The following is a 25,449-nucleotide window of genomic DNA, read 5'->3' on the forward strand; positions in this document are numbered from 1 at the left end:
TTTGCGGGGCCGGATACGGGTTAGCGGGAACGGCCGATGGGGTTGCTGCGGCCGGTGATGCCGCGGGCTTCGAGGCGTTCCATCTCGGCGATGACCGAGGCGGCTTCGTCTTCGAGCGCGGCGCGCTGCTCGGCATAGTCGGCCTCGGGATACTTACCCGCGAGGTACTCGAAGTTGAGGTCGCGAAGGTTCTCGTAGACGGACTCCTTGCGCTCGCGCAGGTAGTCGACGCGGGTCTTGTCGGCCTGGACGAAGGGATTGCGCTCGGGCCAGAAGATATAGGCAAAGCAGCCGAGGACGAGGATGCAACCGGCAATGAGGCTATTCATCAGTACTCCGTTTCACGGCGGATGCGGGCTTTGAGGGCATCCGAACTCGCGTCGTCGATGGGGGCTGCGGTGGCGGCCGCCGGTTGCAGCCCGGCACGCTTGCGATACCAGCTACGGACGACGTAGGCGGTGCCGATGGTGGCAAGCAGGAAGACGGCGATGGGGATGATCCAGGCGACATCATCGAAGCCGCCTCGGATGGGAGCGGCGAGAACCGTGGCTCCATACTTGGCGACGAACCAGTTGAGGATCTGGGAGTCGAGGCCAGGGGTTCCGCCTGCGCCGGGGGGGTGGGCGGAGACTTGCTCGCGCAGTTCGCCGATCATGCGCTCGGAGTCGGGGCAGCCGACGTGATTGCACTCGAGCAGGATCTGGCCGCAGCTACAGACGCACATCATCTGGTGGCCGAGCTTGCCGAAGCGCGCGCTGGGGTCGGGCGCCGCGCCAAGCATAGCCACGGCGAGCAGGCAGGCGGTCAGGCTGAAGAGCCAACGGCGGAGTTTAGGTTGTTTACGCATGGTGCACCTCGGCGACCAGCTCTGTGACCGGGGCAGCGGCCTCGCGTTTGCGGGCCACCGCGCTGGGCACGAGGGCGTAGAGCGTGCCCGCGACGACGATCAGGACGCCGATCCAGATCCACGCGATCAGCGGGTTGAGGAAGACCTTGATGATGGGCTTGTTGGTGTCAGGGTCGCGGCCCTCGAAGACGACGTAGAGGTCGGCCTGTGCGGTGGAGTGCAGGGCAACCATCGTCGAGGTCTGCTGGCTGGCCTGGTAGAAGCGCTTTTCTGGCGCGAGCTGCGTGATCTTTTTGCCACCCTTGTAGACATCGAGCAGGGCGAAGTCGGTGTCGTAGTTGGGGGTCGAGTCCTGCGTGTAGCTTAGGCAGACGAGTTTATACGGCCCCATCTGCATGGAGTCGCCGAAGCCCATCTCCTGCTCGTGCGACTGGTTGAATGCGCCGCCCGCGATGCCGATGAACATGACCACGATGCCGAAGTGGACGAGATATCCGCCGTAGCGGCGGGTGTTGCGCTGCATCAGCGTGCCCATCGAGGCAACGATGTTGCGGCCCGTCTGGGTGCGGACGACGGCGGCTCCGCGCAGGAACTCGGCCGAGATGGCGGTGATGACGGCGGCTCCCATGGAGAAGGCCAGCAGGGAGAAGAAGACCGACTGCCAATCGTCGCCGGAAGCCCAGGGACGAATGCCGCCGATCATCAGGCCGATGGCCGAAACCGCGAAGGCGATGCCGGGAAGAACGAAATTCCGGCGGATGGAGCGCAGCGAGGTGGAGCGCCACGCCAGCAGCGGGCCAACGCCGGTGAGCAGCAGCAGGAAGAGGCCGATGGGGATGTTGACGCGGTTGTAGAAGGGCGCGCCCATCGTGACCTTGGTGCCCTGCACGTACTCGCTGAGGACGGGGAAGAGCGTGCCCCAGAGGACGGTGAAGCAAGCGGCCAGCAGCACCATGTTGTTGAACAGGAAGCTGGACTCGCGGCTGACGATGGACTCCAGCTTGTTCTCGCTCTTCAAGTGGTCCTTCTGCTTGAAGAAGGTGAAGAGGCAGACCGCCAGCACGATGGCCATGAAGCCGACGAACCAGTTGCCGATGGAGCTTTGCGCGAAGGCGTGGACCGAACTGACGAGGCCCGCGCGGGTGAGCAGCGTGCCCAGCAGCGTCAGCAGGAAGGTGGAGAAGATGAGCCAGACGTTCCAGCTCTTCATCATGCCGCGCTTCTCCTGCATCATCACCGAGTGCAGGAAGGCGGTGCCGGTGAGCCACGGCATCAGGCTGGCGTTCTCGACCGGGTCCCAACCCCAGTAGCCGCCCCAACCGAGGACGCTGTAGGCCCAGTGCGCGCCGAGGAAGATGCCGCAGGTGAGGAACATCCACGTAACCATCGTCCAGCGGCGGGTGATGTGAATCCACTTCTCGCCGGGGTAGCGCATCATCAGCGCGCCGAGGGCGAAGGCGAAGGGCACCGAAAAGCCGACATAGCCGAGGTAGAGCATCGGCGGGTGGACGACCATCTCGGGGTACTGGAGCAGGGGATTGAGGCCGAACCCATTGAGTGCGACCGGGCCGGGCTGGATGGCGAAGGGCGGCGCGGCGAAGTTGAGCAGGACGAGGAAGAAGACCTGGATTGCGGCCAGGATGGTGGAGGCGAAGGCCGAGAGGCGGACGTCCACCTTGTGGCGGATGCGGAGGACGAAACCGTAGGTGGCCAGCAGCCACGACCAGAGCAGCAGCGAGCCTTCCTGGCCGCTCCAGAGTGCGGAGAACTTGTAGGCCGCGTTCAGCTCGCGGTTGGTGTGGTGCAGGATGTAGGAGACCGAGTAGTCGTCGGTGAAGGCTGCCCAGACGAGCGCGAAGGCGGCGCAGCTGACGGCGATGAAGCTGGCGATTCCAGCGCGCCTCGCGGTCTCCTGCAGGCGGCTGCTGACGGCCTGTTCGGCGCTGCGCAGAACTCCAGGGAGCCCGGCGGCGAGGGCCTCACGATGCGAGCGCCAGAGAGCTGCTCCTCCGGCCAGCAGCGTGTAGACGGCCAGCATGAGCGCGATGACCAGCGAAAAGCTGCCGAACTCAGGCATGGGGTGTAGATTCATGGGCAGGTCAGATCCTCACCCATCATTCTCTCAAGTTCCTGTCAACCGCGCCAACTGGAGTCGCTAACCGCACGAGGGGCGGAGAAAACACGCGCAGCGTCGAGTACCGCACGAAGTGTCCCGGCATGAGAGCATTTTTGCTGCTGTCTCTAAAGCTTGTCGGAGGGGGAATTAGTGCTCGATCAGATGCTGAACCGTGGCCAGAAGATGATCGGGCATCAGGGGCTTGACCCGGAAGGTGACGCCCATTCCCGTGTACTGACTCTCGGCCTCTTCCAGACCGCTGATGACCAGCACCGGCATCTCCGGACGAAACTTCCGCAGCTCCGTCACAAAGGTTGCGCCGGACATATCCGGCATCAGGTGGTCGGTGATAACCAACTGGATGGCGATAGGGAACTCGTCCTGGCGGAACTGCTCGAGCGCGCGGCACGGATTCAGAGCTGCGATGACGTAGTATCCGGCGCGCCGGAGGATGGTCTGCCGCGTCGCCGCCTGGATGGCGTTGTCGTCGATCAGCAGAATGGCGGGTGTTTTCGCCGCAGCGTCCGCATCCCCCGATCCTGCAATCCCAGTCTCCATTGAATCGGTCTGCATCGTTGCAGTGCCTTTGCGGGGCTCTTAAAAGCGCGCCCGAATCTCTCGTACTTCGAGCCTGAGATGCTCAATCGTTCTGTTTCGTTATCTGGATTTAGATTTAATGTATGACGTTGGGTCGCCTGCGCACCTTTACGATAGATCAGTAAACCAAGTACAGTTGGCCCCAGCAGGATACGCAAACCGTTTCGGAAAAGACGCAACAGACAGGAAGCTCAAGTGAACCTCACCTATCTCGACTGGCTTATCATGCTGGTCTACTTCGCCTTCGTCCTCGGCATCGGCTTTGCGCTCAAGCGCTACATGCGCACCTCGAACGACTTTTTCCTGGCGGGGCGCTCGATTCCCGCCTGGGTCTGCGGCCTTGCCTTCATCTCGGCAAACCTGGGCGCGCAGGAGGTCATCGGCATGGCCGCCTCGGGGGCCAAGTACGGTATTGTCACCAGTCACTTCTACTGGATCGGTGCTATCCCCGCGATGGTCTTCGTGGGTATCTTCATGATGCCGTTCTACTACGGGTCCAAGGCGCGGTCGGTGCCGGAGTACCTCAGGATGCGCTTCGATGAGAAGACCCGTGCGGTGAACGCGATCTCCTTCGCCTTCATGACGGTCTTCAGTTCGGGCATCAGCATGTACGCCATGGCGCTGCTCATCCAGACGCTCGGCCTCTTCCACGGCATTATTCCCGATCCGTACATCTTCCACGTCTCGGTGATTCTCTCGGCGCTGATCGTGCTGGGGTACATCTTCCTCGGTGGCCTCACCAGCGCCATCTACAACGAGGTGCTGCAGTTCTTCCTGATCGTCGCGGGCTTCCTGCCGCTGGTATGGATCGGGCTGAAGAACGTCGGCGGATGGCACGGAATCCAGCAGCGCCTTCCCGCCACCATGACCCACTCGTGGCGCGGCATGACCCACGCCTCCACCAACTCGCTGGGCGTGGAGAGCTTCGGGCTGGTCGCCGGGCTGGGCTTCGTAGTGAGCTTCGGCTACTGGTGCACGGACTTCCTCGTGATCCAGCGCGCGATGGCTGCTGACTCGGAAGCCTCGGCGCGGCGGGTGCCGCTGATCGCCGCGATCCCGAAGATGTTCTTTCCGCTGCTGGTGATCTTGCCCGGTCTGCTGGCCGTTTCGATCTCCTCGAAGGTGATGACCCCGGGTCCAGCGGCGCTTACGCAGTCGGCTGCGGCGAACCCCGCTGACGACGCGTTGCATCCGCATGGGCTCATCCCCATCAAGACCGACGCCCTGACCGGCCAGCCTGTTTACGACAGCCAGGGGCAGCCGGTGTACAACTACGACCTTGCGATCCCGATCATGCTGTTGCGTTTCTTCCCCACGGGCGTTCTGGGTCTGGGGCTCACGGCGCTGCTGGCCAGCTTCATGTCGGGCATGGCGGGTAATGTCACCGCGTTCAATACGGTCTGGACCTACGATATCTATCAGGCCTACATCAACAAACGCGGCACCGACCAGCACTACCTGTGGATGGGCCGAATGGCCACGGTGGGGGGCGTCTTACTCTCGATCGGCGCGGCCTACGCGGTCACCAGCTTCAACAACATCATGGACGCGCTGCAACTGGTCTTCTCGCTGGTCAACGCGCCGCTGCTGGCGACCTTCCTGCTGGGCATGTTCTGGAAGCGGACGACCAGCAACGGAGCCTTCGCCGGGCTGGTGAGCGGCACGCTGGCGGCACTGGTTCACCACGGCCTCACCATTCCGGCGGGGACTGCGCCGGGCATCCACGGCGCGTGGATCGCGCACCTGCACACTTACCCCAGCGATATGGCCCAAAACTTCTGGACCTCCATCTTCGCCTTCTCGGTCAACCTCATCGTCACGGTCGGCGTGAGCCTGGTTACGACGCCGCGACCCGAGGCGGAGCTGGTCGGACTGGTTTATTCGCTCACCCCGAAGCCCATCGAGTCGCACCTGAGCTGGTATCAGAAGCCCGCGGCGCTGGCGATTGCGGTGCTCGTGATGCTGGTCATCCTCAACTTGGTATTTGCGTAAGGAGTACTTGTATGGGACTCGATATTCGTATTCCGCTTGGACTGATCTTCCTCATCATCGGCGGCATCATGGCGGTCTTCGGGGTGGTCACGCACTCGGACACGGCGCTGTATGAGCGGTCGATGGGGGTCAACCTCAACCTGACCTGGGGCACGATCATGTTCTTCTTCGGGCTGGTAATGTTCCTCGTGGGCCGTCGGCAGCGGTGGCAGGACGATCCGGTGACGCCGCGTCCGTGGGAGCGAGGCGGGCCACCCAGGCACTAAAGCCGAGGGGAATGGTTCCACTTCGGGATTGCGGCGGCCGAGTGTTCCCAGATAGCTATCATCTCGACACGTCAAATAGCTTCCTCTTCAATATCCACACATCGCCACAGGCGATAATGGACGCATGAAGCGCCGCGTTATCAAGCATTATGAGTTCATCCGCCGCATCGGAGCTGGCGGATCGGGTGTCGTGTACCTTGCCAACGACACCCTGCTGCAACGTCCTGTCGTCCTCAAGCTCCTCAAGCGCGGCGCGCTCACCATGGACCAGGTGCGCACCACCCAGCTCCGCGAGGCGCGGCTGGCCTCGGCAATCGACCACCCCAACGTCTGCGCCATCTACGATGTCGGCGAGGCGGCGGCTGAGGCGGGCGAGCCCGATGAAGCTTACATTGTGATGCAGTACATCCCCGGCCAGGCGCTCGATAAGCTGATTGCTGCCGGGCCTGCCAACCTGCAACTGGTCCTCTCGGCCGGAATGCAGATCGCCGACGGACTCTCCGCCGCGCATAACCTGGGCATCTTCCACCGCGACCTGAAGCCGGCCAACGTCATGCTGACCGAGGGCGGCCTTATCAAGATCCTCGACTTCGGTCTGGCTCGCCGCCTCAACCTTGGCGATGGCTCGAACGATCAGGCTGAGTTCGATCCATCTGCACCTTCGGCTCCGCGCATCGTGCCTCCGGGGGCAACGTACACGGCGCGCGGCGGCACCATCGCCTACATGGCTCCCGAGCAGTTCGTCACCGGGCAGTCCTCGGTCCAGTCCGACATCTTCGCGCTTGGTCTCATCCTCTACGAGCTGGCTACGGGCCGCCATCCCTTCCACCGGCCCGACGCGCAGGAGTTCCAGTCCATCCGCGCCATCCAGTACGCCGAGCCAACGCGACTGCGCGATATCGTTCCCAACCTGCCCATCGAGCTGGAGTCTGTCATCTTCCGCTGCCTAGAGAAGCAGCCGTCGGCGCGGTTTGCCTCGGCTGCGGAGGTGCGTGAGGCGCTGAAGACGATCATGATGACCATGCACATGGACTCGGTCGGAATGCCCGGTGAGGCCATCGCCCTGCTGCCCTCGCAGGGCCGCCTGCCCGTGGATACGCCTGAAGAGGAGAAGCGCACTACGGGCATCCTCTCCATGCTGGCCGAACGGTTTCGCGAGTCCGGCTCCTCCGCGCAGGCCAAGCAGAACACGATCGTGGTGCTGCCCTTCATCAACTTCGGCAGCTTCGGCGCGGCTCGCGCGCCTGAGTCTTCGGACCCGTCGCCGCTCTACGGTTACGCCCTGGCCGATGCCATCGCCGCGCGTCTGGCGCGTATGCCGTCGCTGGTCGTGCGGCCTTCCAGCTCACTGGCGCTGGTGCCCACGCAGCAGCTCGATCCGCTCTCGGTCGGTCGCAAGCTCATGGTTCACTTCGTGCTGGCGGGCAACTTCCTGCGCTCGGACAAGGGCTTCGACCTGAACTGGCAGTTGCTGGATGTGACCGGACAGAGCGTGCGCGCCGGAGGCTCCATCAACGTGGCCAGCTTCGACCTGGTCGCTGTTCAGTCCGAGATCTGCAATGAGGTCTTCTCCACGCTGCAAGGGCTGGGCGGGTTGCCCGGCATCTCCACGGACGCCTCGCGCTCGGCCTCGCTGACCGAGGACAACTCGGAGGACTATCTACAAGCCCGCGCTGTGCTCAGCTCGTTCATGTCGCGCACCGGCAGCAGGGAAGACCTCGACCGCGCGCGTGAGCTGTTCGAGTCCGTGACCCGGCAGCATGTGGACTACGCTCCCGGCTGGTCTGGTCTCGGCATCACGCATCTGCAATATGCGCGGCACGGGCTGGGTGGACAGATGCACCTGCTCGAGGCTCGCCGCGCCTTCGACAAGGCGCTCGCGCTCGATCCGGGGTCGGTCGAATCGAACCTCTACCGCGTGTACATGCTGCTCTCGCGTGGAGAAAAAGAGTCTGCGCGCCACGGCATCGAGAGCCTGCTCCAGACCGCAGCCAATGACTGGAACGTCCACCTCGTCGCCGGGCAGACGCTGCGCATCGACGGCATGTACGAGGAGGCGCTGGAGCAGTTCAACATCTCGCTGCGGCTGAACCCCGCGAACGCCGCGCTGATCTATAACAACCGTGCCCGCGTCTACCAGTATCAGAATCAACTGGAACTGGCTGCCGAAGAGCTGGAGAAGGGGCTGACGCTCGAGCCGAAGCAGCCGCTGCTGCGCATCTCGCTCGGATACCAGCAGATGCGCTCGGGCGACCTGACCAAGGCGATCGAGACGCTCGAATCCGTGACCCGCGAGGAGCGCAGTCTGCGTATTGTCTACCCGACGATCGCGCTCTGTTATGTGCAGCTCGGCGACCGCGAGAAGGCCGCGAGCTTCATCGTCGATGAGACGCTCTCCGCCGCCGAGGCCGACTCCGAGATGGCCTATCGGTTGGCTACCTACTTCGCGCTCGAAGGCGATGAGTCCGAGGCGCTGCACTGGCTGCGGCGCGCCATCTACCTGGGCAACGAGAACTATCCGTGGTTCTCGATCAATCCCGCATGGCGCAAGCTGGGCGGCCACTCGGACTTCGAGCGGATTCTCGAAGACCTGAAAAAGTCCTTCAAGCGCAACCAGAAGAACTGGCGGCGGTTGCTGGCGCAGGTGCGGGACTAGGTCAGTCTCCAGACAAATATGTACCCATAAAAAACGTCCTCTGCCCGCTATGGGCAGAGGGCGTTTTTCAGCGATCTACTCAGCCCCAACCATCAGCGCGCTGGTCAGCGAGAAGATGATCTTCGTGTCGGCGGGCAGGGCGGTCTGGCGATCCTGCTTCAGCCACCATGCGGTGCTCACGCCCGCGCCAATGCCTGCCCCGATCAGCGCTCCGGGAGCGCCTCCCAAAACCGCGCCAGCCACTGCGCCGGTACCGGTTACGCCGCCCAGCACGGCCAGCGTCTCCTTGGGGTGATCGCGCCGCGAGATGGTGCCTTCACGGTCGACCTTCACCAGCTTGTACATGTCCGTGTCGATGACCTGCGCCCGCAGCGCGTAGTGGGTGCCGTCGGGCAGCGTCAGCGAGATCGGCAGCAGGTGAATCGAGGCCGCGCCGCTGATCCTGTGGCCGCCGCGCACTTCTGTCACCCGTCCCGCGACCAGCGTTCCGACGGGCAGCAGAACCTTGCCCTGCCACTCCACGGGCTCAAATAGTTCGCCGTCAAAGTTGGTGCCCGGCTTGGTCTCCATCGTGGAGAGAGTCTGGTGCAACCGCATCTTCAGCAGCGTTCCCTCGGGCAGACGATTGTGCGGCCCACCCTCAACCTCGGTAACCACATTTGCGTCGATGTCCGGCGTATTCACAGCGGGCCCCATCCCCATCGGATGAGGAGAGACAGGGGCCATCGGCGCGCTCGGAACTGCGGCGTAGGCCACTGGAACAGGAGCCGCGGGGGACTCATAAGCCCGGACTACCGGAGCCCCGTAGGCCGAAGGCTTGGCCGCTGGGGGAGTTACAACCGGCGGGTCCGGAGCGATCTCGATGACCTCATCCGGATGGCTTACGCCGCTCATCTGCGCCCGCGCGCCCGTCGCGCCGCACATCGCCAATCCCACAACCGCCGCAACCGCTACCTTTGTCCGCATTGCATCTTCTCCCGAAAAACTACTATCACCAAGCAGCCTAGAGCCTCTTCGGGCGCGCCGCCACGCAAATCCGCAACAGGGAATCGCCTCTGCTAATACGAAAAATCCTTCCTATATAGGGAAGATCTTTCCTCCCAATCCATCGAACCTTCATCCCGCAAGAATTTTCATTTGCTAGAATCGCCAAGGTGAGTCACTCCAAAATCGAGCTCGTCGAGTCCATCGTTGCAGCGCCCACGGCATCCGGCGCGTTGCCGCGTTCCATCTCCGTCGACCGGCGGCCCAAGCTCAACGAACGTCTGCAGCACCGCATCCTCCTCCCCCAAGCCTCAAACCAGATCCAGTCCCAGGAAAAAAGGAAACCCATGACCGATATCGTCTCGATCCACGCTCGCGAGATTCTCGATTCGCGCGGAAACCCCACTGTTGAAGTTGACGTGACCCTCTCGGGCGGCGCTGTCGGCCGCGCGGCCGTGCCCTCGGGCGCTTCGACCGGCGAGCACGAGGCAGTGGAACTGCGCGACAACGACCCCGAGCACTATCTCGGCAAGGGCGTGCTGCAGGCCGTCGATAACGTTGAGTCGATCCTGGCTCCCGAGCTGACCGGCATGGACGCCACCAACCAGCGCCTGCTCGACGCCACGATGATCTCGATCGACGGCACCGAGAACAAATCGAAGCTCGGAGCCAATGCGATCCTCGCGGTCTCGATGGCGCTCTGCCGCGCCAGCGCCAATGCGCTCAAGATCCCGCTCTACCGCTACCTGGGCGGCGTCAACGCCTGCCTGCTGCCCACACCGATGATGAACATTCTCAACGGCGGCTCGCACGCTGACTCGAACGTGGACTTTCAGGAGTTCATGATTATGCCGGTCGGCGCGGAGACCTTCTCGGACGCGCTGCGCCAGGGAACCGAGGTCTTCCATACGCTGAAGGGCGTGCTCAAGAAGAAGGGCTATAACACCGCGGTGGGCGATGAGGGCGGCTTCGCGCCGAACCTGAAGTCCAACGCCGAGGCGGTCGAGCTGATCCTCGAGGCCATCGAGCGCGCGGGCTATAAGGCGGGCGAGGATATCGCGCTGGCACTTGACCCGGCCTCGAGCGAGTTCTTCGACAAGGAGACGCAGCGGTACATCTTCAAGAAGTCCGACAACAGCGAGCTGACCTCGCTCGAGATGGCCGACTACTGGGCGAGCTGGACCGAGAAGTATCCCATCATCTCCATCGAAGACGGCCTGGCCGAGGACGACTGGGAGGGTTGGAAGTACCTGACCCAGAAGATCGGCGACCGCGTACAGTTGGTTGGCGACGATCTCTTCGTGACGAATACGCACCGCTTGCAGAAGGGCATCGAAGAGAAGTGCGGCAACTCGATCCTCATCAAGGTCAACCAGATCGGCACGGTCTCGGAGACGCTTGAGGCTATCGAGCTGGGCCGCCGCTTCGGTTTCACGTCGATCATCTCGCACCGCTCGGGCGAGACCGAAGACACCTTCATCGCGGACCTCGCCGTAGGCACTGGCGCGGGCCAGATCAAGACCGGATCGGCCAGCCGCACCGACCGCATCGCCAAGTACAACCAGCTTCTCCGCATCGAAGAAGAGCTGGGCCAGTCGGGCGAGTTCCTCGGTATCGAATCGGTCAACTGCAACGTGTAAGTGCTTTGGACCTACCCCGGAATTTGTTTCCGGGGTAGGTTTCTTTGTTCGATAGAAGCAACAACAAAAGCGCCCTCACGCCGGGCGGGCGGTACTTCGTACGGTTCTCGACGCTGCGCGTGTTTCTTTGCTCAACTACCTTGGTATCCTGAATCTCCATGAAGAAACCCATCATCCTGACCATCCTCGACGGCTGGGGCTACCGCGCCGAGACGCACGGCAACGCCATCGCCCAGGCCCGCAAGCCTGTCTACGACCGCCTGCTGCGCGAGTACCCCAACACCCTGGTACGCGCGAGTGAGCACTTCGTCGGCCTGCCCGACGGACAGATGGGCAACTCCGAGGTAGGCCACCTGAACCTGGGGGCCGGGCGCATCGTCCGCATGGATATGACCCGGATCGACACGGCCATCATGGACGGCAGCTTCTTCACCGATCCCACGCTGCTCGAAGCCATGAAGCTGGCGCAGCAGAAGGGCCGCGCGCTGCACCTGATCGGCCTGCTCTCGGATGGCGGCGTCCACTCGCACCAGCGCCACCTGTATGCGTTGCTGAAGCTGGCCAAGCAGCAGGGGTTGATGCAGGTCTTCGTCCACGCGTTCATGGATGGCCGCGACACGCTGCCGTCGAGCGGGCTGGGCTATCTGGAGTCGCTGGCGCAGCAGTTCCGCGAGATCGGCGTGGGCCAGCTTGCGAGCTGTAGCGGACGCTACTTCGCTATGGATCGCGACCTACGCTGGGAGAAGGAGAAGCAGGCCTTCGATGCGATGGTCACCGGTCAGGCCGAGGGCGGCTCGTACGCCGACGCCTTCGCACGGGTGAAGGAGTGCTACTCGAACGGCGTCACGGATGAGTTCATCCCGCCGTTTACGTGCCTCGACGCGGAGGGTAAGCCGGTCGGGCTGATCCGCGATGAGGACGTTGTCATCAACTTCAACTACCGCGCCGACCGTGTGCGCCAGATTACGCGGGTGCTGACGCGCACCTCGGGGTTGAACCAGTCGATGGGACGCGACCTGCCCAAGGCCGCCGAACTGGACGAGGCGATTCCGCTGCACACGTTGCCGCAGAAGATCCACTACGTCTGCATGACCCAGTACGACCCCAAGTACAAGTTGCCCATCGTGATTCCGCCGGAGTCGATGGACAACCTGCTGGCCAACGTGATGGCTAATGCGGGGCTGCGCAACCTGCGCGTCGCTGAGACTGAGAAGTACGCGCACGTGACCTACTTCTTCAACGGCGGCATCGAGAAGCCGTTCGGTGGTGAAGACCGTGAGCTGGTGGCGTCGCAGAAGGTGGCGACGTACGACCTGGCCCCAGAGATGTCGGCTCCGGGGATCGCGGACGTGGTGATCAAGGCGCTGAACGATACGGCCTTCGACGTCATCATCGTGAACTTCGCCAACGCCGATATGGTTGGACACTCGGGCAAGATGGAGCCGACGATCAAGGCGGTCGAGACCGTGGACGCGCAGTTGGGGCGGATCTACAGCACCATCAAGCAGCAGGGTGGCTCGATGCTGATTACGGCCGACCACGGCAACGCCGAGATGCTGATCGACCCGATCGGCGGCGGACCGCACACCTCGCACACAACCAACCCGGTGCCGTTCATCCTCGTCAACGACGAGAAGAATGTGACCCTGCGCGAAGATGGAAGCCTGCGCGATCTTAGCCCGACGATTCTGGCCCTGTTGGGAATCGACCTGCCGCAGCAGATGACGGGTGGGGATATGCGGATCAAGCCGCAAGCCTGATCTCTAATCTCAATCCCGACCAGCGGGAGGGCCGGTGCCCTTGATTCCCCCATACCGCCCCGAGAACGGTACGAAGTACCTAGAACTCGCGGCGGCCTTCCATGGCGCGGGTCATGGTGACTTCGTCGGCGTACTCGATGTCGCTGCCCGCGGGGACGCCGGTAGCGATGCGGGTAATCTTGAGGCCGGGCTTGAGCTTGCGCATCTCGGTGGCGAGATAGCCTGCGGTGGCTTCGCCCTCCGTGGTCGGCGAAGTTGCAAGGATTACTTCATCTATATCGGATAAACGATTGAGCAGGTTTAAGATGCGGAGATGCTCCGGGCCTACGCCGCCGATGGGCGAGAGCGTGCCGTGGAGGACGTGGTAGACGCCGCCATAGCTGCGGGTCTTCTCGACCGTGGCGATGTTGGTCGGCTCTTCCACTACGCAGACCAGGTGCTGGTCGCGGCTGGGGCTGGAGCAGTAGCCGCAGGGATCCACGTCGGTGATGTTGTTGCAGATGGAGCAGAGGCGGAGGTGCTTTTTCACCTCGCGGATGGCGTGGGCGAGCTTTTCGGCGTCGTCCATAGGCGAGCGCAGGACGTGGAAGGCCAGCCGCTGCGCCGTCTTGGTACCGATGCCGGGCAGCTTGCGCAGCTCCTCGATCAGCCGCGCCATCGGCTCTGCGAAGCGGGTGGTCACTAGAGAAGCCCCGGCGGCAGGTTCAGACCGCCGAGCATCCCTGAGACGCCGGAGTTCATGGCCTCGTCGGCGCGGCGGCCGGCCTCGTTAAAGGCGGCGGTTATGAGGTCTTCGAGCAGTTCGAGGTCGCTGGCGTTTGAACCCATGACGGCGGGGTCGATCTTGAGCTTCAGAAGCTGTTTACGGCCGTTCATCCGCACGGTGACGACACCGCCGCCGGAGCTGGCTTCGACGATGGTTGAGGCCAGCTTCTGCTCCATCTCGTCCTGCATGGCCTTGGCCTGGGACATCATCTCCTGCATCTTGCCGAGGTCGGAGAAGTTCATTATTTACCCTCACTTAGATCGATTACGGTCTGGATCTCGGCGTTGAAGAGCTGCTGCGCCTGCTGAATCAGGGGGTGCTGCTCAGCCTTGGCCTGGGCGGAGCCGGAGCGGGCGGCGCGTGGTGCTTTGGCGGTGACGGCGCGGCTGGCTCCGGGGAGGAAGATGAGCTTGAGGGCACCGGCTCCGGCGGCGCGCATGGCGTCCTTGACGGTTTTCTCGGCCTCGGCGTTCATCACGACAGGGAGCATCGTCTTCGAGAGGTGGGTCTGGACGCGGATCTCGCCGCCGTCGATGGTGAAGGTGGAGTCTTCGATGGCGTCGGAGGCGGAGCCTTGTTTGGAGGCGGAGAGAGCATCGCTGGCGGCGCGTTGCAGCTTCTCTGCTTCGCCGTTGGAGCTTGGGGCAGGGGCGTTGGTGGGTGCGGCTGGCGCGGGTTCCGGTTCAGGGTCGGCTGCTGCGACGATACTGAACGTTGGCTGAGGAATGGAGACTTCGAGCACTGGTTCAGGTTCTGCGGTTAATTCTATGGCTGGCTTTGAGATCGGTTCAGGAGCTGATTGGATGACCGGTTTTAGAACGGGTTCTTCCGCGACTGGGTTGCCGAATGGGTTTACGGCTGGTTCGGCTACCGGCTCAGGTTCGGGGGCCGGTTCAGGGACTGGTGCTGGAGCAAGCTCGACCACTGGCTTTGGGGTGGGAACTGCGACTGGTATGGCGGGCGGGACGGGTGCTGGCTTTGATGCGGGTACAGCTACCGGTGGTGGTGGCGGTGTGGGTGCTGTGCGGATTGGCTCGGCGACGGCGACGGGCGCGGGGGCGCGGACCGGTTCGGGGCCACCGGCGGCGATGCCGTCGTAACGGCGGGTTTTGTCCTGGTCGAAGGGGGAGAATGCGGGTTTTGACGGCGGCGGCGTGGTGGTGATTGTGGACTTAGCCGATGGAGTTTGTGTGGCTGCGCGTGGAGTGGGACGTGGACCGGCCCCGCTCATGGAGCTGAGGACTTCCTCGACGGGGAGGAGACGGCGCAGGTGGACCAGCTTGAGGAGGCCCAGCTCGAAGTGGAAGCGCTGCTCTTGTCTGTAGCCCAGCTCGTCGAAGGTGCGGAGCATGGTCTGGAGGAAGCGGGTCAGCTCCTCTTCGGTGAAGAGGGCAGCGGTGCGGGCGGCGCGGCGCTGCTCGTCGGGGGAGATTTGCAGGAGTTCGGTGCCGGGGCCGTCGGGGGTGAGTCCGGCGATCTTGGCGATGACGCACGAGCGTAGGTAGCGGACGGCCTGGCGAGCGAGCTGGGCGGGGGAGTTGCCTGCGTCGAGCAGCTCGTTGGCCACGGTGATGACCTGCGCGGAGTTGTTCTCGTTGACCGCCTCCATGATGCGCTCGAAGACGGCGTTCGGGACCGCGCCCATCAGCTCGCGGATTTGGCTGGCGTCGAGGCGGGCCTTGCCGTCCTCGAGCGGAGCCGAGGCGATGGCCTGGTCCATGATGCTGAGGGCGTCGCGCATACTGCCGTCGCCAGCCTCGGCGAGGAGCGAGAGGGCGGCTTCGTCGGCGTCGATGCCCTCGTGCCTGGCGATGCCGCGCAGCTCGCCCATGATGTCGACCAGCTTGACGGCGTGGAAGCTGAAGTGCTGGCAGCGCGAGCGGACGGTTTGGGGGATGTCCTCGGGCTGGGTGGTCGCCATCATGAAGACGATGTGGTCGGGCGGCTCCTCGAGCGTCTTGAGCAGGGCGTTGAAGGCCGCGTCGGTGATCTGGTGGGCCTCGTCGAGGATGTAGATCTTGAAGCGGTCGCGCGAGGGGCGGTAGCGGGCGGCGTCGCGCAGCTCGCGGATCTCGTCGATGCCGCGGTTGGTGGCGGCGTCGATCTCGATGACGTCGACGGAGTTACCGGCGCGGATCTCGAGGCAGGACTCGCAGACCTCGCACGGCTCGGGCGTGGGCCGCAGGGCGGAGCCGATGGCGTTGCGGCAGTTGAGCGCGCAGGCCAGGATGCGGGCGATGGTGGTCTTGCCGATGCCGCGGTGGCCGGAGAAGATGTAGCCGTGGGCGATGCGGTTCTGAGTGAGCGCGTTCATCAGGGTGACGGTGACGTGGTCCTGTCCCGCGACGTCGGCGAAGCGCTGTGGCCGGTACTTTCTTGCTAAGACTTGATAACCCATAAGATCTTCTGAGCCATTCTATCTCTGGCGGGTGTGGGGATGCGGGTACGAAACACGCGCCGCGTCCAATACCCCACGAAGTGGCGCCCGCCCGGCGTTTGGGCGTAGTTGTGGTTGCCGTTGCTTCTAACGAAAACGCCGCATAACCAGGAAGCTGGTGATGAAGATCCCGGCTCCGGCGAAGGCCATCAGCGCGATGGCGTGACGGTAGACGCGCTGGGTCTGGGGCGGGGTGGAGCGTAGGTTGTCCTGGCACTGGGCACAGCCCTGGGCGTGGACGGCCGGTGCAAGCAGAATGCAGGCGGCGGCAATCGCCAGCACCGTGGATAGGTGCGGATGGTTCAGCGATGTGAGTTGGGATGGGAGTTCGACCGGAAGGCAGTCGGCTGGAATCCGCTGAACCAGGGGTGGCTGGACGAGAGCTGGCTGGATGGGATCGGTCTGGAGGGAATAGGGACGCCGGGGATGTAGGCGCTGAAACGTGCGGCATGGCTGGATATTTTTTACCGGTCGGCGTCGCGGGGTATGGTGAAAGCCGATCACGCTGGACTGTGGGCCTGACGCAGAGGGGCGATGAATTACTTTCGCCCGGATGTGCGCTCTTCCTGATGGCCTGATGGAGACTTTGGAGGTGATGCGAGCGGAGGGGCGTGTGCTGGTTCTGGCTGGGGCTTTGGGCTGTAGCTTTCTTGTGATCCTGGGAAGTGATGCACGCCTATTCTTCATAGTCAGTACACTCCGTTTGTGCCCTCGGATTTATCGTTCTTGTTGGATTTACTGGAAGAATACCAGCAGGGCGAAGAGCAGCAGCCAGAGAGCGCCCATGGAGTGCCAGTACCAGGCCGCGCAATCCACGCAGATCTGGCGGTTCTCCATCTGTTTGGACCAGTAGAGGCCGCCGAGTGCAGCGGCCAGGGCGAGCACGCCGATCAACAGGTGGGCGGCGTGGACACCCGTGATGAGATAGAACGAGTGGCTGCTGGGGCTGGTGCGGAAGAAGACGCGCTGGCTGGCGAGCTGGTGCCAGGCGGCGACCTGTCCGGCCAGAAAGAGCGAGCCTAGGACCACGGTGGCGATGACCCAGGGGACGGCGCGGACGGTGCTGGGCTTGCCCATGCCTAGCCACTCTTCCATCACGTCTACCTCGTGAAACATGTGGCGGCGGGCGATCTCGATGGTGATGGAGCTAAGGACCAGGACCAGCGTGTTGAGCCAGAGCAGCGGCGGAATCGTGGTGGGGAGCCACTCGTTGATGTAGCGGGAGTTGGCGTCCCAGTGGCCGGTGGACTGGGCCACGAAGAAGACGCTGATGATGGCGATGAAGAACATGAAGACCGCAGACAGGGCGAAGAAGAGGCCCAGACGGTAGCGGATGAGACGCTCACGGGGTCCGCGACGGCCCGGCGGACGGTTGTTCCAGTTATCGTTATCGCCACCGCCGCCGGTGCGTTTGTCGGTGGGTGGACGGCGTCCGTTGCCCCCGTCCTCGGGATCGCGTCTTCGGCTGCGCGGGTCGGTCTCGGTGGGGGTGTACGTCGCGGGCATCGGATGGTCCTCTGGAGGGGGAAATTTTTGTTGGAGGTTTCGTTATAGCTCCGCGCGTTCGTTGGCCCTATGGAAACAGCTTACTCCGGTTTATGGGCCGGTTCCCACTGTGGAGAAAAACTTCCGTCGGCGGCATACTCACAGGGCTCGCGGTGGACAGAGGGTTCTGCGTCGGGGGCGATGGGTGGGCTCCACTCGAGGGTGGTTGCGTCCCAGGGATTGTTAGATGCGTGGCCGGGGCGGCGGAGGGTTTGGATTAGGTTGACTACGAAGATTAGCTGGGCCTCGGCCAACAGGAAGGCCGCGTGGGTGATGAAGTCCTGGAGCGGCAGTTGTCTGCCGAGGAGACGGCTGCTGGCGGAGGCCATGCCTGTGAGCTGGGAGTAGTGACGGGGTTCTCCGGCCAGCCCGGCCAGGTGCATGGGCAGGAAGGTCGCGTAGGCTCCGGCGAAGGTGGTGAAGAAGTGCCAGCGGCCCAATCGCTCGGAGAGGATACGACCATTGGCTATGAGGGGGAACCAGTAGTAGGTGGCCGCGTAGAGACCGAAGATGCCAGCCATCGCCATGATGAGGTGGAAGTGGGCGACGACGAAGTAGGTGTTGTGCAGGTACTGGTCGAGGATGGGCTGGGCCAGGATGGGGCCGGTGAGACCGCCGGTGATGAACAGCGAGACGAAGCCCAAGGCGAAGAGCATCGGCGTGGTGTAGCGGGGGCGGCTGCGCCAGGTGGTCGCGAGCCAGCTCAGGACCTTGGCCGAGGAGGGGAGCGCGATGGCCATCGTGGAGATGGAGAAGGCCGAGCCGACGAAGGGGTTGAGACCGGCGACGAACATGTGGTGGCCCCAGACGAGGATGCCCAGCAGGCCGATGAGCAGGGTGGTCGAGATCATGGTGCGGTAGGCGAAGACGCGGCGGCGGCTGAAGTTGGCGAGGATCATCGAGGTGAGGCCCATGCCGGGGAGGATGGCGATGTAGACCTCGGGGTGGCCGAAGAACCAGAAGAGATGCAGCCAGAGGAGGGGAGAGCCGTTGCCCTGGGTGTGGAGGGTGCCACTGACGAGGTCGCCTGCAGGGATGAAGAAGCTGGCGTGAGCGTGGCGGTCCAGGAAGAGAAGCAGAAGGGCTGCGAGGAGGACCGAGAAGGCGATGATCGAGAGCAGAGATGCGGTAAACCAGCCCCAGACCGTCAGGGGGAGGCGCTGCCACGTCATGCCGGAGCAGCGGCGGGCGACGATGGTGGTGAGGGTGTTGATGGAGCTGGCCGTGGTGGCGATGCCGAAGAGGGCGATCGAGGCCAGCCAGAGGTCCATGCCGAGGCCCTGGCCGGGACCGGCAGAGGCTACGGCCGAGAGCGGCGGGTAGGCTGTCCAGCCGGAGATGGCTGCGCCTCCTTGCACGAAGCTTGAGGCCAGCAGGGTGGCGAGGGCCACGGCGGTTAGCCAGAACGAGGCCGCGTTTAGCAGCGGGAAGGCCATGTGGCGTGCGCCGATCTGCGCGGGGAGGATCAGGTTGCCGAAGCCCGACTGCGGGGCCGTGGTGAGGACGAAGAAGAGCATCAGCGTGCCGTGGAGGGTGACCAGGGCAAGGTAGTCCTCGGGCTTGATGGGCAGGAAGCGGTCCGGCCAGACTAGGTGGATGCGCATCATCAGCGACATGATTGTGCCGATGACGACCGCCACGGCGGCGAGCAGAAGGTACTGGAGGCCGATGGTGCGGTGGTCGGTGGAGAAGATGCGGTTCATTGGGTGGCCGCCGCTTCCTTGGCCTTCAGCCAGGCTTGGTACTCCGGTTGGGGCAGGACGCGCAGGTTGGCCGACATGCGGTGGTGGCCGAGGCCGCAGAGCTGGGTGCAGAGGATCGCGTAGGTGCCGGGGAGCGTGGGGGTGAGGTGGATGTGCTGGGGCTGGCCGGGGATGGCGTTCTGCTTGATGCGTAGCTCGGGGACCGAGAAGCCGTGGATGACGTCCTGGGCCTCGAGGCGAAGGTCGACTTCGCGGTTGGCGGGCAGGACCAGATTGGAGGAGAGGAAGTCGTCGGCAGAGGTAGGGTCGGCGGGGTCGAGGCCGAGGGGATTGCCCGCAGGGGCGTCGGCGAGTTGAGGACGGGTGGTGCCGAAGCGGGCGTCGGAGCCGGGGTAGCGAAAGTACCAGGCGAACTGGAGGCCGGTGACCTCGACCTGAAGAGCGGCGGGGTCGGCCCCGGTGTAGCGGGTGGAGGCCCATAGGCGCTCGGCGTGGATCGTGAGGGCCGCAAAGAGGAGGGCCAGGGCGGCGAGGGGAAGGTACTCGACGGCCCAGATGCTGCGCTGGGTGGAGATGCGGGAACGCACAAGGCCGATGAGGAGGATGAGGTGCGTGATCGCGAGGAGTGCCAGGGCGATTGCGAGGTTCAGGATCAGGTGGCGATCAAGTGCGGGGCCGTGAGCGCTGGCGTCGATGGGAAGCAGCGGGCTGAAGGGCAGGCTCACAGTTTCAGCATACGCGGAGGCGAGTATCTTTCTATTCCAGCCAATGGGAGGACCACGCGGAGCCTTAAAAAGGCCTGTGAACGCCCGCCCCGCGCGTAGCGGGCCTGTCCGGCAGGATAAGTTTGTGGCAGGGATAGATCGGGCCTTCAGCCCTCATTCTCTTTATGCGTCCAGTTACCTAGGGCTTCGCCCTAGGCTGGTATAGAGCGCGCCTTCAGCGCTTTTGGGGAGCATCCAGAGGTTTGGGTTGGGTGGAAGAAAGCATACCTCGGGGGCTAAAGCCCGCATTGTGTGTGGGTTTTGATGTCCGGGCCAAAAAGCCCGAACCTATCCCAGAAGCAAGGGCAACGGCAAGAACAACGACAAGTGCAAAGGCAGAAGCAGATTCCTCCGCTTCGCTCCTGAATGACAACCAAGAAAACAAGCAACCGCAAGGACAAGCGAGAAAACAGGCAACGGCAAGGACAAGCGAGAAAACAGGCAACAGCAACAGCGCCCTCGCGCCGGGCGGGCGGCACTTCGTGCAGTGTTTGACGCTTCGCGTAACAACGTCAGGTCTGCCTCGGGTATACTTGCAGATGGACTCGTACGCGGGTCTTCGGTCGCCGATTGGCTGCCGGAGATTTAAGGACGCCCGGACCGTAGCTCTCACGTCCGGCTCCAGCCGAAGAGCCGATTTTTCTCAGGAGAGCAAAGTTATGTCGAAGATTGCCAAGACCGGCGACCGTAAGAAGGTCATGGATACGAACAAGAGCACGGACTGTCCGAAGTGCTCCAAGGCTACCCGCATCGTCAAGCGGGTGAAGGATCGGGAGCGCGGGATTCCGGGTGGAGTGTATATCTCTTGCTCGGCGTGTGACTTCTTTGAGAAGCTCTAGTTTTTAGAAGCTCCGAAATAGAAAAAGCTCCCGCGTGGGAGCTTTTTTCTATTTCGGAGCAAACATCTAGCGGCTTAAGAGCTCAGGCGGCATGTGCAGCTGAGCGATCAGTGCCTTGGCCATCTCGGGATCTCCCTCGCGGACAGCCTCCAGCTTGACCTTGCTGACACCGGCCAGGCCGACCGCGCGCGCCGCCGCGTATGAGAGATCGACGATGCGATTGCCGCCGATGGGGCCGCGGTCGTTGACTCGGACGAAGATGCTCTTGCGGGTGTGCAGGTTGGTGACCCGGATCCAGCTGCCCAGCGGCAGACTGCGGTGAGCACAGGTCAGGCTGTTCATGTCGAACTTTTCACCGTTGGCGGTCTTGTGTCCCTGGAAGCGGAATCCATACCAGGAGGCTTTGCCTATCTGGAACCAGCGGGAGGGGATGCTCTGAGGGCTTTCTTGGGTTGGGGAGGTGGTGGCTGCCTTGCTTTCCACGCGGTCGCTGGCAACAGCCGAGAGGCTGAGACCGACGATGGTGGAAAGAACTGCGGCGCGAGCCAGGAGACGCGAGGGGCCGGATTGTTTTGTCAGATTTGTCTCAATCTGCTTCAAGTCTGTCATCACCTCTTCATTGTCCCGATTTGGAAAGTCCCAAGTCAAACATTGCATGAGGGTTAGACGTTACCCTTGGTTGCCAGCGTTGCCTTGGCGTGATATAGATAGATCAAGATCGTGCCGCTCGAAAATGTCGCTAAAACGGCGCTTTCTGGCCGTTTTTGGCCATTTTCAGGTGCAATCCGGCTTCCGATAAAAAAGTTTGTTTTTTCTCGATTTTCTGGTTCAGGCCCTTTGACGCCTCATAAGAAGCCCCAAAACGTCCTTTTGACGATCGCCGGCTTCGATCCCTCGTCCGGAGCGGGCGTCACTGCGGATCTGGCCGTCTTCGCCGCGCTGGGGTGTTTCGGCGTCTCCTGTATTACGGCTTTGACTGTGCAATCTACACTTGGAGTCGAGGCCACGCACCCGGTTGCGGGAGATATCGTCGCCGCCACGCTGGACTGCCTCAATCGTGACATCCCTGCGGCTGGGGTGAAGATTGGAATGCTTGCCACGGAGGCCAATGTCGGGGCTGTCGCGAGCTTTCTTGAGCGATTGAACCCCAGGCCGGTGGTTGTGCTGGACCCGGTTTTGCGCTCGAGTTCAGGAAGGGAACTGCTGTCTCCTGAAGGTGTGCGACGGATGCAGGAACGCCTGCTGCCGCTGGTGGATTGGGTGACGCCGAATCTGGATGAGCTGGCCGTTCTTACGGGGCTCCCGGTGGGTTCGCGGATGGAGATGGCGGCTGCGGCTGGGGTTTTGCAGGAACGGTTTCCTGGCCTGACCGTGCTGGCGACGGGAGGACATCTCGATCCGCCGGACGATCTTCTGCTGCAACCTTTATATGAAGGGATCTGGTTGCCGGGCGTTAGGGTAGAGTCCAGCTCCACGCATGGCACGGGCTGCGCCTTGTCCAGCGCGCTGCTGGCGTGGCTCGTGCGGGGGAACTCGGCACTGGAGGCTGCGCAGGCTGCCAAACAGTACGTCACCGAGGCTATCCGCCGCGCGCCTGGGCTAGGCGGTGGGCACGGGCCTCTGGGGCATTACTGGCCGCTTCAGCCTGATAGCATCCGGCAGTGACGGCTGGCGGCCGCTTTTGGTTGTGTTCGGGATTGATTCGATTGATTATTTTCGTTTCCGCTGTCGATATATGGGGGAGACGGAGGTTCCAGCACAATGTCCATGGCAGCCACCCCTAACTCCTTTCCATCCATTCTTCGCTCCCGGCGTTCGCTGATCGGCCAGTCCCGGCAGGCCGTGAACAAGGCAAGGTTCGTCGGCGTAAGGCGGCGTGGCACCATGCAGCAGGGGCTCGCGCTCGAAAACCTCGGCCACGCCGTGGAGTACCTGATCGACTCGCGGATGTTCTCGTGCCAGGAGTTTGAGGCCACCGCACATGCTGAGGCGATCCAGATACTGAAGTGCGCCAGCCGTGCGGTCTTCAATGACTGCGCCGAGGTGGTGCCGATACGCCTGCGGCTGACCCGCTGGCTCTCCGCGGATCTCTGGGACTAGTGGGCGTAGTCCTTACGGCGGCCATCTGCTGGTAGGCTGTTAGGGATATGTCTCTGGTTTTGATTGTGAATGGCCGCGAACGTAGTTTTGAGAGCCTTGCCGCCGGATCGACGGTCGACGAGGTGGTTCGGGAACTCGGACTCCAGTCCGATCGGGTTGCCGTGGAGTGGAACGGCGAGATCGTCCCCAGAACCGCCTGGGTCGCCTCGGCGGTAGTGGCGGGAGATAAGCTGGAAGTCGTCCACTTTGTGGGCGGGGGATGCGTGGGGTTGAGTGCCTAACGTGTTGTTCTGGCTTGAGTGTACATAATATACGTTATCGGACACGGAGGTTCTTTTCTTAATGTTGCGTAAGGGGCTGGATAATGACCCTTTGCTATGCAACAGCGTGACTTGCGAAGCATCATCTCGTCTCTTTGTTTTTTTGTTCGGCTGCTATTGCATGTTTTGCATCGGCAGTCTCTTTCTGTTTTGTGAGCCATTTCCTTTCCAGATTCTCCAGCTCCGGCATGACATAGCTCCAGTACCCAGATGGAATTTCTGGATCACAGACCTCCTCGATGACCTCCCGAAAATACGCGATGCTGAAAATCGGTCCGCTGTCGGTGCCGTTTAGAAGACTCACATACTTTCGGCAGCAACCCAGTGCAATTGCCCGTTCGATTTGTCGTAGGGGTATTTGCTGAGCGATAAAATTTGCGATAACCCCTTCCTCTGCCGCCTCGAAGTCGGATCGAACGCAAGCTCGCTTTGCCAGAAAAGCCTTGATGTGGGTGAGATATTGTTCGTTTTCCGCGCGTCCAATACTTGAGTTTGCTCTGGTATATGGCCAGAACTCATCACATACCTCGATCTCCGTGCGATGGTGTTGGTTGACGGCCGGGTTCATGCGACAGATGCCTTGCTGCCGCAACTCGTTAAAATGTGAGGCGATGGAACGTCGGCTCCTTCCAAGCCTGGTTGCCAGATCGAGATAGCTTATTGAAATCCGGCCGGTCTTCCGACTCGCATTCAGGCAAATATAGAAGTACAGCCTAAATGCGCCATCGGACAACAACAGTAGTGCCTTCTGAATTTCCGGTCCCGCTGCAAACCAATTAGAATTTTTGATTTCCATGACCGATTCTTTTCTTTCAGTCGATTGAACGGGATTATTCGACGCTTGACTTTCGCCTAGCATTCGCCTAAATAATACATTGAGCAACGATTTGGGGTGAAATGCTTGCCAACTTTCGCACTCTGTCTCTCCCTGCATTTCGCGGGCCTGTACTCGTCGATACTTTGGGGCTCCCTAGATATTGGGCTGTCGTATGGGCCGCGTTCCTACCCGCCGATCTTGCACCGGCGACTGTCAGTAAGAAACTGAGCCAACTTGAAGCTTTCTATCAGCACGCCGACACCCAGCTTGGCCTAGGGCGTTTGGATGATGCGTTGGCTGATTTTGACGTTGAGGTGCTGAGCACTGCTCTTGAAGGGTACTTTCTGACATTGCGTAATCTGCCGTCATTCACTCCTGCGTCTGAAGATCGGTGGCAGGTAGCTTTGCAGTTCATTACGGAGATCGCACAGAGGGTGACACGGAACTACCTTCAGTTGGGGAGTCTGACCGTGCTCAGCGGAAAGTTTGAGCGTCTTGAGCTTCTCCACTCAAAGTTGCATATTGGGAAACGGAGGCGTCCCGAACAAATTCGCTCTCTTCCTGCTGACGTTGTTGAGTTTCTATATGAACTCTTAGACCCTGAATCCAGAACGAATCCCTTCCAGAATGAAGTCTCACGATGGAGGGTCTATGTCCTTTTCATCCTTATGCTTCATCAGGGGCTCCGACGAGGCGAACTACTTGTTTTGCCAGCGGATGCAATAAAGAGCAGCTTTGACCGCGATCTTCAGAAGGAGCGGTTTTGGATGTCGGTCAGATACAACGAATATGAAGATGATCCTCGATCTTCCAAACCCTCTATCAAGAACGCACCGTCTATTCGCCAACTTCCAGTGAGCGAAGTAGTCGCGTTGATCGTCCAGGAATATGTCTCCAATTACAGGGGGAGGGTGGGCCACTCATTCCTAATCAACTCCCAAAAGAGCGCACCCATGTCGCCGGAGGCAGTGTCCAAGACGTTTCAAAAGATTACTAATTCCCTACCCACCAGCTTACGGAAACTTCTCCTAGATCACACCAGGAATGATTCAGTCACGGCACACGCAATGAGGCACACCTGTGCGGTAGTTCGCCTCAACCAAATTTTAGCGGAAGGCGTTGAGATGAATGACGCGCTACAGAGGTTACGGGCGTTCTTCGGATGGTCACGAGATTCTGAAATGCCGCTGCGTTACGCCCGCGCTGTGTTCGAAGATCGGCTGTCATCTGTTTGGAGGAACGAATTTGATGAGCGAGTGTCGGTTCTTAGGTCATTGCCGTCGAGGTTGAAATGATACCG

The 25,449-nt window shown here is 62.0% G+C and carries 25 protein-coding genes; 11 read left to right on the plus strand and 14 right to left on the minus strand.

Translation table 11 applies throughout. The features are described 5' to 3' along the window. Positions 1 to 20 precede the first annotated feature (20 nt). The 4 genes from FTO74_RS08925 to FTO74_RS08940 form a co-directional block, all read right to left on the minus strand. Complete coding sequence (locus FTO74_RS08925) at positions 21 to 329, minus strand: hypothetical protein (RefSeq protein ID WP_162537830.1); 309 nt, start codon at positions 327 to 329, stop codon at positions 21 to 23. Beyond that, positions 329 to 847, minus strand: a complete 519-nt coding sequence (locus FTO74_RS08930) for a cytochrome c-type biogenesis protein CcmH (RefSeq protein WP_162537831.1) — start codon at positions 845 to 847, stop codon at positions 329 to 331. Before FTO74_RS08930 ends, FTO74_RS08925 begins: the two co-directional genes overlap by 1 nt. Beyond that, a complete protein-coding gene (locus FTO74_RS08935; RefSeq protein ID WP_255462586.1) occupies positions 840 to 2,939 on the minus strand; it encodes a cytochrome c-type biogenesis CcmF C-terminal domain-containing protein in 2,100 nt (699 codons plus the stop codon). Before FTO74_RS08935 ends, FTO74_RS08930 begins: the two co-directional genes overlap by 8 nt. Positions 2,940 to 3,110: 171 nt before the next feature. Next, positions 3,111 to 3,536: a response regulator gene (locus FTO74_RS08940; RefSeq protein WP_255462587.1), complete on the minus strand. Its 426-nt coding sequence runs from the start codon at positions 3,534 to 3,536 to the stop codon at positions 3,111 to 3,113. A gap of 219 nt (positions 3,537 to 3,755) precedes the next feature. On the opposite strand from FTO74_RS08940, the gene FTO74_RS08945 reads away from it, so the two are divergent. The 3 genes from FTO74_RS08945 (at position 3,756) to FTO74_RS08955 (ending at position 8,474) form a co-directional block, all read left to right on the plus strand. Further along, positions 3,756 to 5,552, plus strand: a complete 1,797-nt coding sequence (locus FTO74_RS08945) for a sodium:solute symporter family protein (protein ID WP_162537832.1) — start codon at positions 3,756 to 3,758, stop codon at positions 5,550 to 5,552. Between the two features lie 11 nt (positions 5,553 to 5,563). After that, positions 5,564 to 5,818, plus strand: coding sequence for a hypothetical protein (locus FTO74_RS08950; RefSeq protein WP_162537833.1), 255 nt, complete (start codon positions 5,564 to 5,566; stop codon positions 5,816 to 5,818). A 124-nt stretch (positions 5,819 to 5,942) separates the two neighbouring features. Continuing rightward, positions 5,943 to 8,474, plus strand: coding sequence for a serine/threonine-protein kinase (locus tag FTO74_RS08955; RefSeq protein ID WP_162537834.1), 2,532 nt, complete (start codon positions 5,943 to 5,945; stop codon positions 8,472 to 8,474). A gap of 75 nt (positions 8,475 to 8,549) precedes the next feature. On the opposite strand, the gene FTO74_RS08960 is transcribed toward FTO74_RS08955, so the two are convergent. Continuing rightward, a complete protein-coding gene (locus tag FTO74_RS08960) occupies positions 8,550 to 9,440 on the minus strand; it encodes a hypothetical protein (protein WP_162537835.1) in 891 nt (296 codons plus the stop codon). 365 nt (positions 9,441 to 9,805) lie between these two features. Between FTO74_RS08960 and eno the strand changes: the two genes are divergently transcribed. After that, positions 9,806 to 11,098, plus strand: coding sequence for a phosphopyruvate hydratase (eno, locus tag FTO74_RS08965; RefSeq protein WP_162539789.1), 1,293 nt, complete (start codon positions 9,806 to 9,808; stop codon positions 11,096 to 11,098). A 158-nt stretch (positions 11,099 to 11,256) separates the two neighbouring features. Further along, on the plus strand, positions 11,257 to 12,858 hold the full coding sequence (gpmI, locus tag FTO74_RS08970; protein WP_162537836.1) for a 2,3-bisphosphoglycerate-independent phosphoglycerate mutase: 1,602 nt from the start codon (positions 11,257 to 11,259) through the stop codon (positions 12,856 to 12,858). A 79-nt stretch (positions 12,859 to 12,937) separates the two neighbouring features. On the opposite strand, the gene recR is transcribed toward gpmI, so the two are convergent. From recR to FTO74_RS08990, 4 genes are all read right to left on the minus strand, one after another. Then, a complete protein-coding gene (recR, locus tag FTO74_RS08975; protein WP_162539790.1) occupies positions 12,938 to 13,516 on the minus strand; it encodes a recombination mediator RecR in 579 nt (192 codons plus the stop codon). 23 nt (positions 13,517 to 13,539) lie between these two features. Further along, positions 13,540 to 13,866, minus strand: a complete 327-nt coding sequence (locus FTO74_RS08980; protein WP_162537837.1) for a YbaB/EbfC family nucleoid-associated protein — start codon at positions 13,864 to 13,866, stop codon at positions 13,540 to 13,542. Beyond that, on the minus strand, positions 13,866 to 16,022 hold the full coding sequence (gene dnaX, locus FTO74_RS08985; protein WP_162537838.1) for a DNA polymerase III subunit gamma/tau: 2,157 nt from the start codon (positions 16,020 to 16,022) through the stop codon (positions 13,866 to 13,868). The genes FTO74_RS08980 and dnaX overlap by 1 nt, the downstream gene beginning before the upstream one ends. Before the next feature lie 126 nt (positions 16,023 to 16,148). Further along, positions 16,149 to 16,343, minus strand: coding sequence for a copper resistance protein CopC (locus FTO74_RS08990; RefSeq protein WP_162537839.1), 195 nt, complete (start codon positions 16,341 to 16,343; stop codon positions 16,149 to 16,151). A 15-nt stretch (positions 16,344 to 16,358) separates the two neighbouring features. Between FTO74_RS08990 and FTO74_RS19730 the strand changes: the two genes are divergently transcribed. Next, positions 16,359 to 16,493 carry a hypothetical protein gene (locus tag FTO74_RS19730; protein ID WP_255462588.1) on the plus strand — a complete coding sequence of 45 codons (135 nt, stop codon included), beginning with the start codon at positions 16,359 to 16,361 and terminating at the stop codon, positions 16,491 to 16,493. A gap of 303 nt (positions 16,494 to 16,796) precedes the next feature. Here the strand turns inward: FTO74_RS19730 and FTO74_RS08995 are convergent, their stop codons facing one another. The 3 genes from FTO74_RS08995 to FTO74_RS09005 form a co-directional block, all read right to left on the minus strand. Continuing rightward, entirely contained in the window at positions 16,797 to 17,567 is a 771-nt protein-coding gene (locus FTO74_RS08995; protein ID WP_162537840.1) for a cytochrome c oxidase subunit 3, read from the minus strand. A gap of 80 nt (positions 17,568 to 17,647) precedes the next feature. Continuing rightward, positions 17,648 to 19,309, minus strand: a complete 1,662-nt coding sequence (locus FTO74_RS09000; protein WP_162537841.1) for a cbb3-type cytochrome c oxidase subunit I — start codon at positions 19,307 to 19,309, stop codon at positions 17,648 to 17,650. Next, positions 19,306 to 20,034, minus strand: a complete 729-nt coding sequence (locus FTO74_RS09005) for a cytochrome C oxidase subunit II (protein ID WP_162537842.1) — start codon at positions 20,032 to 20,034, stop codon at positions 19,306 to 19,308. The genes FTO74_RS09000 and FTO74_RS09005 overlap by 4 nt, the downstream gene beginning before the upstream one ends. Before the next feature lie 698 nt (positions 20,035 to 20,732). Here FTO74_RS09005 and FTO74_RS09010 point away from each other — a divergent pair. Beyond that, positions 20,733 to 20,912, plus strand: a complete 180-nt coding sequence (locus tag FTO74_RS09010; protein WP_162537843.1) for a hypothetical protein — start codon at positions 20,733 to 20,735, stop codon at positions 20,910 to 20,912. 66 nt (positions 20,913 to 20,978) lie between these two features. On the opposite strand, the gene FTO74_RS09015 is transcribed toward FTO74_RS09010, so the two are convergent. Then, a complete protein-coding gene (locus FTO74_RS09015) occupies positions 20,979 to 21,521 on the minus strand; it encodes a septal ring lytic transglycosylase RlpA family protein (RefSeq protein ID WP_220399109.1) in 543 nt (180 codons plus the stop codon). A 261-nt stretch (positions 21,522 to 21,782) separates the two neighbouring features. On the opposite strand from FTO74_RS09015, the gene thiD reads away from it, so the two are divergent. The 3 genes from thiD (at position 21,783) to thiS (ending at position 23,293) form a co-directional block, all read left to right on the plus strand. Next, on the plus strand, positions 21,783 to 22,577 hold the full coding sequence (gene thiD / locus FTO74_RS09020) for a bifunctional hydroxymethylpyrimidine kinase/phosphomethylpyrimidine kinase (protein ID WP_255462589.1): 795 nt from the start codon (positions 21,783 to 21,785) through the stop codon (positions 22,575 to 22,577). Positions 22,578 to 22,679: 102 nt separating this feature from the next. Further along, entirely contained in the window at positions 22,680 to 23,012 is a 333-nt protein-coding gene (locus tag FTO74_RS09025; protein ID WP_220399110.1) for a hypothetical protein, read from the plus strand. 47 nt (positions 23,013 to 23,059) lie between these two features. Then, entirely contained in the window at positions 23,060 to 23,293 is a 234-nt protein-coding gene (gene thiS, locus FTO74_RS09030) for a sulfur carrier protein ThiS (protein WP_162537847.1), read from the plus strand. A 121-nt stretch (positions 23,294 to 23,414) separates the two neighbouring features. Here thiS and FTO74_RS09035 read toward each other — a convergent pair whose 3' ends face one another. Continuing rightward, positions 23,415 to 24,128 carry a helix-turn-helix domain-containing protein gene (locus FTO74_RS09035; protein ID WP_220399111.1) on the minus strand — a complete coding sequence of 238 codons (714 nt, stop codon included), beginning with the start codon at positions 24,126 to 24,128 and terminating at the stop codon, positions 23,415 to 23,417. Between the two features lie 101 nt (positions 24,129 to 24,229). Between FTO74_RS09035 and FTO74_RS09040 the strand changes: the two genes are divergently transcribed. Next, positions 24,230 to 25,444 carry a site-specific integrase gene (locus FTO74_RS09040; protein WP_162537849.1) on the plus strand — a complete coding sequence of 405 codons (1,215 nt, stop codon included), beginning with the start codon at positions 24,230 to 24,232 and terminating at the stop codon, positions 25,442 to 25,444. Positions 25,445 to 25,449: the final 5 nt, after the last annotated feature.

The sequence above is a fragment of the Granulicella sp. WH15 genome, assembly GCF_009914315.1.
Classification (GTDB): domain Bacteria; phylum Acidobacteriota; class Terriglobia; order Terriglobales; family Acidobacteriaceae; genus Edaphobacter.